The organism is Lysobacter sp. cf310, from assembly GCF_900114355.1.
In the GTDB taxonomy this organism is placed as follows: Bacteria; Pseudomonadota; Gammaproteobacteria; order Xanthomonadales; family Xanthomonadaceae; genus Lysobacter.
Window position 1 is genome coordinate 89,210 of sequence record NZ_FOSS01000001.1, and the last position, 13,762, is coordinate 102,971.

The 13,762-nt window shown below is 69.6% G+C and carries 11 protein-coding genes and 1 pseudogene; 4 read left to right on the forward strand and 8 right to left on the reverse strand.

Annotation, left to right across the window (positions count from 1 at the left end; translation table 11 throughout):
* Positions 1 to 91 precede the first annotated feature (91 nt).
* A complete protein-coding gene (locus BMZ45_RS00405; protein ID WP_091631274.1) occupies positions 92 to 2,449 on the forward strand; it encodes a penicillin acylase family protein in 2,358 nt (785 codons plus the stop codon).
* A 173-nt stretch (positions 2,450 to 2,622) separates the two neighbouring features.
* On the opposite strand, the gene dapE is transcribed toward BMZ45_RS00405, so the two are convergent.
* The 7 genes and pseudogenes from dapE to map all read right to left on the reverse strand — a co-directional run bounded on the left by dapE (position 2,623) and on the right by map (position 9,592).
* The gene (gene dapE, locus BMZ45_RS00410; RefSeq protein ID WP_091631276.1) at positions 2,623 to 3,759 is read right to left on the reverse strand and encodes a succinyl-diaminopimelate desuccinylase; all 1,137 of its coding nucleotides are present in this window, start codon (positions 3,757 to 3,759) and stop codon (positions 2,623 to 2,625) included.
* Positions 3,756 to 4,115, reverse strand: a complete 360-nt coding sequence (locus BMZ45_RS00415) for a Spx/MgsR family RNA polymerase-binding regulatory protein (RefSeq protein WP_091631278.1) — start codon at positions 4,113 to 4,115, stop codon at positions 3,756 to 3,758. Before BMZ45_RS00415 ends, dapE begins: the two co-directional genes overlap by 4 nt.
* On the reverse strand, positions 4,112 to 4,588 hold the full coding sequence (locus BMZ45_RS00420) for a hypothetical protein (protein WP_091631280.1): 477 nt from the start codon (positions 4,586 to 4,588) through the stop codon (positions 4,112 to 4,114). The genes BMZ45_RS00415 and BMZ45_RS00420 overlap by 4 nt, the downstream gene beginning before the upstream one ends.
* Positions 4,589 to 4,720: 132 nt before the next feature.
* Positions 4,721 to 5,218 carry a hypothetical protein gene (locus tag BMZ45_RS00425; RefSeq protein ID WP_091631282.1) on the reverse strand — a complete coding sequence of 166 codons (498 nt, stop codon included), beginning with the start codon at positions 5,216 to 5,218 and terminating at the stop codon, positions 4,721 to 4,723.
* 8 nt (positions 5,219 to 5,226) lie between these two features.
* Positions 5,227 to 6,180 (reverse strand): annotated as a pseudogene (dapD, locus tag BMZ45_RS00430) (2,3,4,5-tetrahydropyridine-2,6-dicarboxylate N-succinyltransferase); the annotation flags it as partial.
* Positions 6,117 to 8,894 carry a [protein-PII] uridylyltransferase gene (gene glnD / locus BMZ45_RS00435; RefSeq protein WP_091631283.1) on the reverse strand — a complete coding sequence of 926 codons (2,778 nt, stop codon included), beginning with the start codon at positions 8,892 to 8,894 and terminating at the stop codon, positions 6,117 to 6,119. The gene glnD and the pseudogene dapD, both read right to left, overlap by 64 nt.
* A complete protein-coding gene (gene map / locus BMZ45_RS00440) occupies positions 8,816 to 9,592 on the reverse strand; it encodes a type I methionyl aminopeptidase (protein WP_091631285.1) in 777 nt (258 codons plus the stop codon). Before map ends, glnD begins: the two co-directional genes overlap by 79 nt.
* 97 nt (positions 9,593 to 9,689) lie before the next feature.
* On the opposite strand from map, the gene BMZ45_RS00445 reads away from it, so the two are divergent.
* The 3 genes from BMZ45_RS00445 (at position 9,690) to tsf (ending at position 12,707) form a co-directional block, all read left to right on the forward strand.
* The gene (locus BMZ45_RS00445) at positions 9,690 to 10,571 is read left to right on the forward strand and encodes an MBL fold metallo-hydrolase (RefSeq protein ID WP_175488873.1); all 882 of its coding nucleotides are present in this window, start codon (positions 9,690 to 9,692) and stop codon (positions 10,569 to 10,571) included.
* 280 nt (positions 10,572 to 10,851) lie between these two features.
* On the forward strand, positions 10,852 to 11,694 hold the full coding sequence (rpsB, locus tag BMZ45_RS00450) for a 30S ribosomal protein S2 (protein WP_091631288.1): 843 nt from the start codon (positions 10,852 to 10,854) through the stop codon (positions 11,692 to 11,694).
* Between the two features lie 131 nt (positions 11,695 to 11,825).
* Entirely contained in the window at positions 11,826 to 12,707 is an 882-nt protein-coding gene (gene tsf, locus BMZ45_RS00455) for a translation elongation factor Ts (protein ID WP_056176086.1), read from the forward strand.
* 268 nt (positions 12,708 to 12,975) lie between these two features.
* Here the strand turns inward: tsf and BMZ45_RS00460 are convergent, their stop codons facing one another.
* On the reverse strand, positions 12,976 to 13,668 hold the full coding sequence (locus BMZ45_RS00460; protein WP_056176092.1) for an AIM24 family protein: 693 nt from the start codon (positions 13,666 to 13,668) through the stop codon (positions 12,976 to 12,978).
* Positions 13,669 to 13,762: the final 94 nt, after the last annotated feature.

Consider the following 13,762-nt stretch of genomic DNA (forward strand, 5'->3'; position numbering starts at 1 on the left):
GGCCAGGACCGGCCGAATCCGCCCCCAGCCAACGCGCCCTCTTCCGGACCGAAGCGGCCAATCGGCTAAGCTGCGCCGCGGAGGGCACCTCATGGCACATTGGATCAAGCGCGGCCTGCTCGCGCTGCTGGTGATGGGTTTGATCGCGGGCGCGGGCGCCTGGTGGTTGCTGCGCGGCAGCCTGCCGCAGTTGGACGGCGAACTGGCCCTGCAGGGGCTGTCGGCCCCGGTGACCGTGCAGCGCGATGCGCAGGGCGTGGTCACCATCGACGCCGCCAACGAGACCGATGCGATCCGCGCGCTGGGTTACATCCACGCGCAGGAACGCTACTTCGAAATGGACCTGCTGCGCCGCACCGCGGCCGGCGAGCTGTCGGCGCTGTTCGGCCCGATCGCGGTCGACGTGGACCAACGCCGGCGCATGCATCGCCTGCGCGCACGCACCGAACAGCAACTGCAGAGCTTCGCCGGCGAGCAGCGCCCGCTGCTGCAGGCCTACACCGACGGCGTCAACGACGGCCTCGGCGCGCTGCGCGCACGCCCCTGGCCCTATCTGCTGCTGGGCACGCAACCGCAACCTTGGCAGCTGGCCGACTCGGCGCTGGTCGGTTACGCCATGTACTTCGACCTGCAGGACGCCGACAACGTGCGCGAACGCGCGCTGTGGAAGCTGCGCCCGGCGCTGTCGCCGAACCTGTACGCACTGCTCACCCACGGCAGCAGCAGCTGGGACGCGCCCCTGTTCGGCAATCCGCACGGCGACGTGCAGCTGCCCGATGCGGCCACCATCGACCTGCGCGCCATGCCGATCCCCGCCGACGAAGCGCCGGTGGAAGTGCCGCGCCGCAACGAGGTCGGCAGCAACAATTTCGCCGTCGCCGGCAGCCGCACCGGCGATGGCCGCGCGATCGTCGCCGACGACATGCACCTGGGCCTGCGCGCGCCCAACCTGTGGTTCCGCGCGCGCCTGCGCTATGCCGATGCGCGCGTACCCGGCGGCCGCATCGACGCCGGCGGCTTCACCCTGCCCGGCCTGCCCGCGCTGGTGGTCGGCAGCAACGGCCATGTCGCCTGGGGCTTCACCAACAGCTACGGCGACTGGCTGGACTGGGCGATCGCGCCCGGCTGCGCCGGCCCCGCCCCCAAAGCCTGCGCCGGGCTGCGCACCTACGAGGAACGCATCGAGGTCAAGGGCGAGGCCGCGCGCGTGCTGCGCGTGCGCGAGACCGCCTGGGGCCCGTTGATGCACGACAACCCCGACGGCAGCGCGCTGGCCCTGCGCTGGTCCGCGCACCTGCCCGGCGGGCTCAACCTGGGCCTGGCCAAGCTGGTGCGCGCGCAGTCGCTGGACGAGGCCCTGGACGACGCCCAGGGCGTCGCCATGCCGGTGCAGAACCTGCTGGTGGCCGACCGCACGGGCCGGATCGCCTGGCGCTTGCTCGGCCCGATCCCGCAGCGCGCGCCGGGCTGCACGCCGGCGCTGCCCATGGCCGCCGATGCAGCCTGCCCGCCCTGGTCGCTGCGCAGCGATGTCGCGCCGCAATTGATCGATCCGCCCGGCGGGCGCCTGTGGACGGCGAACTCGCGCACGCTGGAAGGCGCCGAACTGGCGCGCATCGGCGACGGCGGCCTGGTCCTGGGCGCGCGCGCGCAGCAGATCCGCGACGACCTCATAAGCAAGCAGCGCCTGGACGAACGCGACCTGCTGCGCATCCAGCTCGACGATCGCGCGGTGTTCCTGTCGCGCTGGTGGACGCTGCTGCGCGACCAGGCGGCTAGCTCCAGGAATTCGCCGGCCTTGAAGGAACTGGCCGCGGCGTCCGCGCACTGGGAGGGCCGCGCCATACCCGAGTCGGTGAGCTACCGTCTGGTGCGCTCCTGGCGCCTGGCCGTGCACGATCGCCTGATCGACGGCCTGACCGCGCCGGCGCGCGTGCGCCAGGGCCGCGATTTCGAGATGCCCGAGCTGCCGCAGTTCGAAGGCGTGGCCTGGCCGCTGGTGACCCAGCGGCCGCCGCATCTGCTGCCGCGCCGTTACCCGTCCTGGGACGCGCTGTTCGAGGATGCCGCACGTCAGGTCCGCGACGATCTCGCCCAGCAGGGCCCGCTCGCGCAGCGCCGCTGGGGCGAACGCAACACCGCCGCGATCTGCCACCCGCTGTCGCGCGCCCTGCCCGAGTTCGCCAAGCCGGTGCTGTGCATGCCTGCCGACGAGCTGCCCGGCGACGTCGCCATGCCGCGCGTGCAGCGCAAGGATTTCGGCGCCTCCGAACGCATGGTGGTGGCGCCCGGCCACGAAGCCGAAGGCATCATCCACATGCCCGGCGGCCAGAGCGGACATCCGCTGTCGCCGTACTGGGGCGCAGGCCACGAGGACTGGGTGGAGGGCCGCGCCTCGCCGTTCCTGCCGGGGACGACGCGGTATACGCTGACGCTCAAGCCGCGCTGAGGCGCGGCGCGTCGGGAGCGGCGCGGTCGTGCGCAGCGGCGCGATCGCGGCTTACGCCGCTCCCACAGGAAGCAAACGCCGCGGCCCTGTGTGGCGGCGGCGTAAGCCGCGATAGGACGCCGCGCTTGGCGCGCCACCACCAGGCGGCGCGCCTCATCGCCAGCGTCGAACGACTACGACGCCTGGACCAGCAGCCGCTCGATCAAGGCCAGGTACAGATCCGGCAACGCCTCCAGATCCGCCACCGACACGTGCTCGTCGACCTTGTGGATGCTGGCGTTGACCGGCCCGATCTCGATGCACTGCGCGCCCAGCGGCGCGATGAAGCGCGCATCGGACGTGCCGCCGCCCGTGCTCTCCGCGGGCGCTGCGCCGGAGAACTTCGCCAGCACCTCGCGCGCGGCCGCGCGCAGCGGCCCCTCCGGCGTGTAGAACGGCTCGCCGCCGCGGAACCAGCGGATTTCGTATTCCAGCCCGTGCGCGCGCAGCACCTGCTCGCATTCGCGCTCCAGGGCTTCGGCGTTCCAGCTCGGGTTGTAGCGCAAGTTGAACAGCACCTGCAGCTCGCCCGGGATCACATTGTTGGCGCCGGTGCCCGCGTGCACGTTGCTGATCTGGAAGCTGGTCGGCGGGAAGGTTTCGTAGCCCTCGTCCCAACGCCGCGCGGCCAGTTCCGACAGCGCCGGCATCGCCTGGTGGATCGGATTGCGCGCCTTGTCCGGATAAGCCACATGGCCTTGCACGCCGATCACGTTCAAAGTCGCCGACAAGGTCCCGCGCCGGCCCACCCGCAGCAGGTCGCCGAGCTTGGCGGTCGACGAGGGCTCGCCGGTCACGCACCAGTCCAGGCGCTCGCCGCGCGCGCGGAAGGTGTCGGCGACGCGGCGCACGCCGTCGATGGCGTCGCCCTCTTCGTCCGAGGTCAGCAGCAGCGCGACGCGTCCGGCGTGGCCCGGATGCGCGGCGACGAAACGCTCCAGCGCGACCACGAACGCGGCCACGCTGCCCTTCATGTCGGCCGCGCCGCGCCCGTACAGCACGCCGTCGCGGATCTCGGGCACGAAGGGATCGCTGGCCCAGGCCTCGCGCGGGCCCGAGGGCACCACGTCGGTGTGGCCCAGCAGCACCAGGGTCGGCCCATCCTCGCCGTGCACGGCCCAGAGATTGTCGACCTCGCCGTAACGCAGGTGCTCGCAGCGGAAGCCCGCGCGCTGCAGGCGTTCGGAGATCAGCGCCTGGCAGCCCAGGTCTTCCGGCGTCACCGACGCGCGCGCGATCAGATCGCGGGTCAGCTGCAGGACATCGCTCACTTGCCCACTCCGAAGCGCAGCTTGAAACCGTTGTCGCTGAAGCCCTGGGTGACCGTGCCGTCGTCGGTGACCACCACCGGGCGCCGGATCAGCTGCGGATATTCCTTGAGCAGCAGTTTCCATTCCGCATCCGAGGCCGGCTCCTTGCGGTTCGGCGGCAGCGTGCGCCAAGTGGTCGAGGACTTGTTGATCATCGCGTCCCAACCGCCGAGCTGGTCGCGCCAGCCCAGCAGCGTCTCCGCCGCCTGCCGGTGGTCGCGATAGTCGACGAAGCTGTGCGCGACGCCGAAGCGGTCCAGCCACTTACGGGCCTTCTTGCAGGTGTCGCAGTTGTTCAAGCCATAAAGCGTGGTCATTGCTGCCCCGTCGAATTGCGTTTGAGTGCCGCGATGCGGTCTTGCAGTTGCTTGATCTGCGCGGGCGCTGCGTACGGCATCCCGTCCAGGAAGGTGTCGCGCAGGAGAAAGACGATCTTATCCCCGAACTTTCCCGGAACGGAGAGCGTCAGCGTCAGGCGGACCAGGGTGCGCCAGCGGGTCGAGCTGACGTTGACCACGTCGCGCAAGTGCACCGTATCCTCGACCCCACCGTTGCGAACCAGCAGGCGATCGCCGTCGTCGTAGACCTCGTCCAGCACATCGCGCAGGTAGCGATAGGTCACGATTCCGCCGACCACGATGGCGACCGCGAACACCCCCACCGTCTCGATCGGCACCGGGCGCTGCAACAGCGCGGCCACCAGCGCGGCGGAAAAGGCACCGAACGTCACGATGGGGAAGGTGCGTTTGAAGTGGTAGGACATCGACGATGAGATGCGGCGCATGGTCATGAATATTCCGCCCGATTCAAATCGGCACCCCAGCTATCGGCCCGTATTGCACCGACGCGGTCCCCGCAGATGCGGATGTCCTTATGGACGCGACGGTCGCTCGAAACGCAGATGCGCATCATTCGCTCTGTCTCAGCCAGACGGCGATCGAGCGCCTGCCGACGCGATGGCACCTAAGGCGGCGGTCATGGCGACGCGTTCGCGCAGCGCGCGGCTGACGTCGCTGCCGCCGAGCGATCCGAACGGCGAATTGGGTTTCGGGAAGAATTCGACCCGTCGCCCGAACTTGCTCGAACCGCGTAGGGACAACACCACTTTCCGGGTCCGCCACTCGATCTGCTCGGACACCTTGGCGATGTCCGAGATCGGTATCAGCTCTTCCAACCCCCGACGCCGCACCCGCAATGCATCGCCCACCTCTTCTACGCTATCGGCGAAACGCCGCGCATACAGCCACCAAGCCACGCTATTGAGCGTCAGGAGGCCCAGCATCAACAAGAGCTCTAGCGGGAATCGGTAGAGGCCGAGCACATGACCTATTGCGAGTGAGGCGAGCGCAATCACCAGAGCACCCGCCGTCCACGACGTGATTGTCCTTGCCACCATCGTGTTGGCGGACAGACGCGCCATCGGCTGACTCAGTCCGCCAAGCCGCGCAGCAACTCGTTGATGCTGGTCTTCGACAGGGTCTTGGCGTCGACCTGCTTCACGATCACCGCGCAGTACAGCGAATGCGAGCCGTCCTTCGCGGGCAGCTGGCCGGACACGACCACGCTATAGGGCGGCACGTAGCCGTAGCTGATCTCGCCGGTGGCGCGGTTGTAGACACGGGTGCTCTGGCCCAGGAACACGCCCATGCCGATCACGCTGTGGTGGCCGACCACGAAGCCTTCGACCACCTCCGAGCGCGCGCCGATGAAGCAATGGTCCTCGATGATGGTCGGCGAGGCCTGCAGCGGTTCCAGCACGCCGCCGATGCCGGCGCCGCCGGACAGGTGGCAGTGCTTGCCGACCTGGGCGCAGGAGCCGACCGTGGCCCAGGTGTCGACCATGGTGCCTTCGCCGACATGGGCGCCGATGTTGACGAAGCTAGGCATCAGCACCACGTCCTTGCCGATGTGGGCGCCGCGGCGCGCGATCGCGCCGGGCACGACGCGCGCGCCGAGCTTGCGGAAGTCGCTCTCGCCGTAGCCTTCGAAGCGCGCCGGGACCTTGTCCCAGAACGGCGCCGGATCGGCCTCGACCAGCTGCATCTCGTTGACGCGGAAGTACAGCAGCACCGCCTTCTTCAGCCATTCGTTGACCGTCCAGCCGCCCTTGCCGTCCGGCTCGGCGACGCGGAACTCGCCCTGCTCCAGGCCCGAGATCACCCGCTCCACGGTCGGCCGCGTCGATCCTTCGATCTCGTCCGGCGTCAGCATGCTGCGACGCTCGAAGGCGCTGTCGATCATGAACTTGAGTTCGTCGATGCCCGGCGCCTTGGGCGCGGTCTTCTTGCGGACGGTCTTCTTGGCGGTCTTGGCGGGGCTCATCGGTGGTCTCCTTCCAGGCAGGCGAGCAGCGCGTCGCGCAGCGCCTGCTGTTGCGTTTCGTCGAGCGCGCGATCGCGCCCGTCGGTGTCGGGGCGGGTGATCTGGAACATGTCCTCGGCGCGTTCGCCGAAGGTGGCGATGCGCGCGTCGTGCACGCGCAGCGCCTGGTTGCGCAAGGTCATGGCGACGTCGGCGAGCAGGCCCGGCCGGTCGGTGCAGACCAGGCTGAGCAGGGTGCGCTCGCCGGCGCCGCCGGCGCCGCCGGCGCTGTCGCTGCCGGCTTTGTCGACCGTGTTGAAGCCGATCTGCGGCACGATGCGGAAATGCTTGAGGTGGCGCGGCTGGGCGCGGCGCGCGGGCCGGACCCGGTCCAGCGGCGCGGCCAGGGTCGCGGCGAGGCGGCGCTCGACCTCCTCGGCCGAGGGCGGATGGCGCGGGTCGGTGGGCACGACTTCGAAGGTATCGAAGATGGTGCCCTGCGGGCCGTCGAGCACGCGCGCCTGCTGGATCGCCAGGCCGAGGCGGTCCAGCGTGGCCACGATCGCGGCGAACAGGCCGTCGCGATCGGGCGAATGCACGAACACTTCCAGCGCGCCGGCCAGGGCGCTGACCGGACGCGCACGCACGCGGGTGTCGCCGACCAGCACGCCGCGCAGCGAGGCGGCCTGCCAGGCGATCTGATCCGGGCGCCCGCGCTGAAAGCCGATGTCCGGCATGCGCGCGAACAGCGCCGCGATCTCGTCGTCGCCGCTGCCGAATGCCGCCAGCATGGCGTGCGCGGCGGCGCGGGTCTCGGCCGCGCGTTCGGCACCGGCCACCGGATGCTCCAGGCCGCGTCGCAGCGCCAGGCGGGTGGCGGTGTAGAGGTCGGCCATCAGCCGGTCCTTCCACGCGTTCCACAGCTTGGGCGAAGTACCGGCGATATCGGCGCAGGTCAGCAGATACAGATGATCCAGACGCTCGCGGTCGGCGACCTTGGTGGCGAAGCGGTGGATCACTTCCGGATCGGCGATGTCCTGCTTCTGCGCGGTCACCGACATCAGCAGGTGCTGACGCACCAGCCATTCGATCAGCGCGGTGTCGGCCTCGCTCAGGCCCATCACAGTGCCGAACGCGCGCGCGTCGTCGCCGCCGAGCTCGGAATGGTCGCCGCCGCGGCCCTTGGCGATGTCGTGGAACAGGCCGGCCAGCAGCAGCAGTTCGGGCTTGCGCAGGCGCGGCCAGACCTCGTGGGCGATGCTGAAACGCTCGTCGGCCACGCCGGAGGCGAAGCGGGCCAGATTCCGCAGCACCGCCAGGGTGTGCTGATCGACCGTATAGACGTGGAACAGGTCGAACTGCATGCGCCCGGAGACTTTCGAGAACGCCGGAATCCAGCGCCCGAGCACGCCCAGGCGCGCCATGCGCTCCAGCGCGTGCACCGGATGCGGGCCGCGCAGGATCGCCAGGAAGCGCTCGCGCAGCGAGGGATCGGCGGCCTCGAAACTGGGAATGCGCGACAGCGACTCGGCCAGCGCGCGCGCGGTGCGCGAATGCAGGCCGCGCACGCCGTCGTGTTCGGCCCAGGCCGCGAACAGGGCGAAGATGTCCTGCGCGTCGCGCGGCCACTGCGGCGAGCGCGCGGCGATGTAGTCGCGACGCAGCTCGAAGGCCTCGAACGCGCCGCGCATCGGCACCGGCGTGGGCTCGCCTTCGATCTGTTCCTCGTAGCGCTGCAGCAGGCGCTCGCCGATCCGCAGCACCAGCGCGGCGCTGCGGTAGAAGCCCTGCATCATCTGTTCGACGGCGAGGTTGTCGGCGTTGTCGACGTGGCCCAGGCGCTCGGCCAGCAGCTTCTGGTAGTCGAAGCGCAGGCGCTCCTCGCGCTTGCGCGCGACCAGGTGCAGGCCGAAGCGCAGGCGCGACAGGGCGCGGCGTTCGCGCTCCAGCGTGACCAGCTCGTCGGCGCCGAGCTGGCCGATCGCGACCAGGGACTCCAGGTCGGCGGTGCCGATGATGCGCAGCGCCATCCAGTGCAGGGTCTGGACGTCGCGCAGGCCGCCCGGACCTTCCTTGAGATTGGGTTCGAGATTGTCGGCGGTGTCGCCGTAGCGGGCGTGGCGCTGGCGCAGTTCCTCGCGCTTGGCCAGGAAGAACTCGCGCGCCGGCCACACGTACAGCGGCGCGATCGCGGCCTGCAGAGTGGCGCCGGCGTGATGGTCGGCGGCCAGCGGGCGCGCTTCCAGCATCGCGGTGAGCACGGTGATGTCGGCGGCGGCCTCGGTGCATTGCGCGGCCGAGCGCACCGCATGCCCGACCGGCAGGCCGCCGTCCCACAACAAGGTGAAGAAGCGGCCCAGGGCCTCGGCATGCTCGGCCTGGGCCTGCGGCTCGGCCAGCACCAGCAGGTCGATGTCGGATTGCGGGAACAGTTCGCCGCGGCCGTAGCCGCCGACCGCGAACAACGCCAGCGGCGCGTCGGCGGGCACGCTGTCGCGCCAGGCCGCGCGCACTTCGGCGTCGACGGTGTCGGCGCGCACGCGCAGCAGACGGTCGATGTCGATGCCGTCGGCGGGGGTGTCGGCGCCGGCGTCGAACCGCTGCGCCAGCGCCGCGTCGACCGCGCTCAGGGCGGTGCGGATCGACGCCGCCCGCTCGGCGCTGTGCGCCTTCGCGCCCGGCTCCGCCGGGCCAGAGCCGGCGGCGGCGCTACCGGTCATAGGTCGTTGTCGTCGCCGGGCAGCCGGGTCAGGATCTCGACGCCGTCCTCGGTCACCGCGACCGTGTGCTCCCATTGCGCCGAGAGCTTGCGGTCCTTGGTTACCACGGTCCAGCCGTCGGGCAGCAGCTTGGTGTGGCGCGCGCCCTCGTTGATCATCGGCTCGATGGTGAAGGTCATGCCCGGCTTCAGCACCAGGCCTTCGCCGGCGCGGCCGTAATGCAGCACCTGCGGGTCTTCGTGGTAGATGCGACCGATGCCGTGGCCGCAGTACTCGCGCACCACGCTGAAGCGTTCGGATTCGGCGTACTGCTGGATCGCCGCGCCGATGTCGCCCAGGGTCGAGCCCGGCTTGACCGTGCGGATGCCGCGGAACATCGCTTCGCGGGTCACGTCGACCAGGCGCTTGGCCATGACCGAGGGCGCGCCGACGATGTACATGCGGCTGGTATCGCCGTGCCAGCCGTCCTTGATGACGGTGACATCGATATTGACGATGTCGCCTTCCTTCAGGATCTTGGACTCGCTGGGGATACCGTGGCAGATGACGTTGTTGACCGAGGTGCAGACCGTCTTGGGGAAACCCTTGTAGCCGACGTTGGCCGGAATCGCCTGCTGCACGTTCACGATGTGGTCGTGGCAGAGCTTGTCCAGGGCCTCGGTGCTGACGCCGGGCTTCACGTGCGGGGCGATGATCTGCAGCACTTCGGCGGCCAGGCGGCCGGCGACGCGCATCTTCTCGATCTCGTCCGGAGTTTTGATGGTGATGGGCATGCGGGCATTATCGCCTATTCACGCCTCGCGATCATGGCGGCGCGCGGTCCACAGCGTGCCGCCGCCGTCCTCACCCGTCCCCATTGGAGCCATCCGCATGCCGCTGCGCCGCGTTTCCGTCGTCTCTCTGGTCCTGGCCCTGGCGCTGAACGGGCCGGCCGCGGCCGCCGAGCCGACCCCGGCCTGGGTCGAACTCGCCCCCGGCCTGTCGGCCTGGAGCGGCCCGGCCACCACCGTGCTGCTGGCCGAAACCGAGCACGGCGCGCTGCTGGTCGACAGCGAAACCGCCAAGGCCGCGCCGGCGCTGGGCCAGGCCCTGGCCGGCCGCAAACCGCTGCGCTACGTGGTCAACACCCATTGGCACGGCGACCACGCCGGCGGCAACGAGGCCCTGGCCGCGACCGGCGCGACCCTGATCGCGCACGAGAACGCGCGCCGGCGCATGGCCGAGCCGACCTTCCTCAAGCACCACAACCGGGTCATCCCGCCCCTGCCCGCCGCCGCCCTGCCCGGCGTGACCCTGGCCGGCGACGGCCGCATCCGCCTGGACGGGCTGGAGGCGCGGCTGATCCACGTCCCCGCCGCGCACACCGACGGCGATCTGCTGGTGCATTTCCCGGCCGCCAACGTGCTGCACATGGGCGACTGCTACTTCAACGGCTTCTACCCGATCATCGACACCGGGGTCGGCGGCACCGTCGACGGCCTGATCGCGGCCCTGGACCGCGGCCTGGCGCTGTCCGACCCGCGCACCCGGATCGTCGCCGGGCATGGCCCGATCGGCATCCGCGCCGATCTCAAGGCCGCGCGAGACATGCTCGCCGAGGTGCGCGAGCGCGTCGCCAAGCTCAAGCGCGCCGGCCGGACCCGCGAACAGGTGCTGGCGGCCGCGCCCACCGCCGATCTGGACCCGGTCTGGGGCCAGAACTGGGTCAAGCCGGCCCAGTTCGTCGGCTCGGTCTACGACAGCCTGCCCTGAGCCGGCCCCGGCCGGTTGCCGCAAGGCCCTGATCCGGCTACACTTCCGCAGCTATGTGGAGCCCCCAGGGCTTCCGCGCCGCCCACGCCGGGCGTCACCGGCGAATACACACCCGCTGCCACAGCCCGTGCCGGGGTGCCTCGTACAGCTAGACGTACGCGGTTCGGACACGGAAGCAGCGGGGAGGCCCAACCCCGGAACCACGCACCGCCGGCCCCGCCTGCGGCGCACCGCCCTCATTCCCGCGGCGGTCGGTTCCACTGCCTATCGGAGTCATGCAATGCCCCAGATCACCATGCGCCAGATGCTGGAAGCCGGCGTCCATTTCGGCCACCAGACGCGCTACTGGAACCCCAAGATGGGCCCGTACATCTTCGGCGCCCGCGGCAAGATCCACATCATCAACCTCGAGAAGACCGTTCCGCTGTTCAACGACGCGATGAACTTCATCTCGGGTATCGCGCAGAAGCGCGGCACCATCCTGTTCATCGGCACCAAGCGCTCGGCGCGCGAGTCGATCAAGGAAGAGGCCGAGCGTTGCGGCATGCCGTACATGACCCAGCGCTGGCTGGGCGGCACCCTGACCAACTTCCGCACCGTCAAGCAGTCGGTGTCGCGCCTGAAGGAACTGGAAGCCGGCGAAACCGACGGCACCTTCCAGAAGCTGGTCAAGCACGAAGTGCTGGGCCTGCGCCGCGAGCGCGAGAAGCTGCTGGCCTCGCTGGGCGGCATCAAGGAAATGAACCGTCTGCCCGACGCGCTGTTCGTGATCGACATCGGTCATGAAGACATCGCGATCAAGGAAGCCAAGAAGCTCGGCATCCCGGTCATCGCGGTCGTCGACACCAACTACGATCCGGCCCTGGTCGACTACGCCATCCCGGGCAACGACGACGCCATCCGCGCCGTGCAGCTGTACGCCCGCGCCGCCGCCGACTCCGTGCTCGAAGGCAAGGCCGCCGCGCCGGCCGTCGGCGTGCGCGAGGAAGAGTTCGTCGAGCTCGACGCCGAAGGCAACCCGATCGCGAAGGAAGACCGCAAGGCCGCTCCGCGCGGTCGCGCCCCGGCCAAGAAGGGCCCGGCCCCGGCCGGCGCCAAGAAGGACGCTCCGGCGGCCGAGTAAGCGCTTTGTCACGCAGCCGCGCGAGACTGCGCGGCTGCGTCTCTCACGCATCCGACCCAGTAGGAGCGGCGCCCGCGGCGATCGCCGTCGCGCCTTCCTATTCGGCTACACGAATCACCTGAGGTAACCCCATGGCAGAAATCACCGCTTCCCTGGTCAAGGAACTCCGCGAGCGCACCGGCGCCGGCATGATGGAGTGCAAGAAGGCCCTGACCGAAAACAACGGCGACATCGACGCCGCCGCCGAGTGGCTGCGCAAGTCGGGTCTGGCCAAGGCCGACAAGAAGGCCGGCCGCATCGCCGCCGAAGGCCGCATCGCGGTCGCCCAGGACGGCGGCAAGGCCGTGCTGGTCGAGATCAACTCCGAGACCGACTTCGTCGCCAAGGACGCCAACTTCCTCGGCTTCACCGAGACCGTGGCCCAGGTCGCGCTGAGCTCCGGCGCCGCCGACGCGGAAGCGCTGAAGGCCGCCAAGGTCGCCTCGGGCGAGACCATCGAGGAAACCCGCGCCGCCGTCATCGCCAAGGTCGGCGAGAACGTGCAGGTGCGTCGCCTGGTCCGCATCGACAGCCCGAACAACGTCGCCGCCTATGTGCACGGCGGCCGTATCGGCGTGCTGATCGAGGTCAAGGGCGGCGACATGGACCTGGCGCGCGGTCTGGCCATGCATGTCGCCGCGATGAACCCGCCCCACATCAAGGCCAGCGACGTCCCGGCCGAGTTCGTGGCGAAGGAAAAGGAAATCGAACTGGCCAAGATGACCGACAAGGACAAGGCCAAGCCGGCCGACATCCTGGAGAAGATCATCGGCGGCAAGATCGCCAAGATCGTCAACGAAGTCACCCTGTACGGTCAGCCCTACGTGCTGGACACCAACCAGACCGTCGAGCAGGTCCTGAAGGCCGCCGGCGCCGAGGTCGTGACCTCGCAGCGTCTGGCCGTGGGCGAAGGCATCGAGAAGCAGACCGACGACTTCGCCGCCGAAGTCATGAAGCAGGCCGGCCTGGCGTAAGCCGCCGCTGTTTCGGTCGCGCGCTAAGGCGACAGCAAGAAGGCCGCGGATTCCGCGGCCTTTTTGTTTGTCCGCGCCGAGGTGAAGGCGACGCCGCGGCAGGGACCACGCGCCAGCCGGCGGCGCCTCGATGGCAACGCCCGAGCCGAGGCCGGCGTGCCCGTCGCGATGGCGCGGTCGCGGCCTGCGCCGCTCCTGCCCCAAGACCGCAACGTTCAAAAAAAAGCCGCGATCGCTCGCGGCCTTTTCGTCGGCGAGCGACGCGCGCTCAGCCCTGCTGCTGGAAATACACTTCTTCGTAGGGCTGCACCACCACCCAGCCGTTGCCGGAGAACTTGAGCTGGATGCTCTCGCCCGAACCGCGGCCGAGCAGCGTGCCCAGCGAGATGTCGGTGACGATGTCGGGGCTGAGATTGCCCGACCAGGCCACGGTCGCATTGGGATCGGTGAACACCGGCTGGTCCGGGGTCACCGCCAGGGTCAGCGGCTCGTAGTGCGAGGTGATCGCGACCACGCCGCTGCCGGACAGCTTCATGTTGAACAGGCCGCCGGACATCATGCCCGAGACCTTGCGCATCATCTTGATCTCCGAGGCGATGCCGTCCTCGTAGGCGAGGATGTCGTTGCCGTTGACGAAGATCGACTCGCCGGCCAGGCGCAGCAGGGTGATCTTCTTGCCGGCGTCGGCGATATAGACCCGGCCCTGCCCTTCCATCTTCATCATCTGGGTGCCTTCGCCGCTGATCGCCTTCTTCAGCAGGTTGGTCAGGCCCTGTTCGAGCATGCCCTGGCGAATGAACTTCACGCCGCCGCGGTAGGCCACCATCGAGCCGGACTTGGCCCAGATGCGGCCGTTGAGTTTGACCTCGAGCAGATGCGAGCTCTCGAGTTCGAAGGTCTCCGGGCTGAGATCCTTCTGGCTGCTGGTTTCGACGAAATCCTTGAGGTTCTTGATGCTCATATGCGGTCCTGCGCCAATGGAAGCGGCAGCATAAGCGACCGCGCGCGCGTCGCGCATGACAAAAAAAGGCCGCCTGTGGGGCGGCCCGAGGTGT

Coding starts and splice junctions, on each gene's coding strand:
- BMZ45_RS00405 (WP_091631274.1), top strand. CDS start 92: ATGGCACATTGGATCAAGCGCGGCCTGCTCGCGCTGCTGGTGATGGGT.
- BMZ45_RS00415 (WP_091631278.1), bottom strand. CDS start 4,115: ATGACCACGCTTTATGGCTTGAACAACTGCGACACCTGCAAGAAGGCC.
- BMZ45_RS00420 (WP_091631280.1), bottom strand. CDS start 4,588: ATGACCATGCGCCGCATCTCATCGTCGATGTCCTACCACTTCAAACGC.
- BMZ45_RS00425 (WP_091631282.1), bottom strand. CDS start 5,218: ATGGCGCGTCTGTCCGCCAACACGATGGTGGCAAGGACAATCACGTCG.
- glnD (WP_091631283.1), bottom strand. CDS start 8,894: ATGGGAGCACACGGTCGCGGTGACCGAGGACGGCGTCGAGATCCTGAC.
- map (WP_091631285.1), bottom strand. CDS start 9,592: ATGCCCATCACCATCAAAACTCCGGACGAGATCGAGAAGATGCGCGTC.
- BMZ45_RS00445 (WP_175488873.1), top strand. CDS start 9,690: ATGCCGCTGCGCCGCGTTTCCGTCGTCTCTCTGGTCCTGGCCCTGGCG.
- rpsB (WP_091631288.1), top strand. CDS start 10,852: ATGCCCCAGATCACCATGCGCCAGATGCTGGAAGCCGGCGTCCATTTC.
- tsf (WP_056176086.1), top strand. CDS start 11,826: ATGGCAGAAATCACCGCTTCCCTGGTCAAGGAACTCCGCGAGCGCACC.
- BMZ45_RS00460 (WP_056176092.1), bottom strand. CDS start 13,668: ATGAGCATCAAGAACCTCAAGGATTTCGTCGAAACCAGCAGCCAGAAG.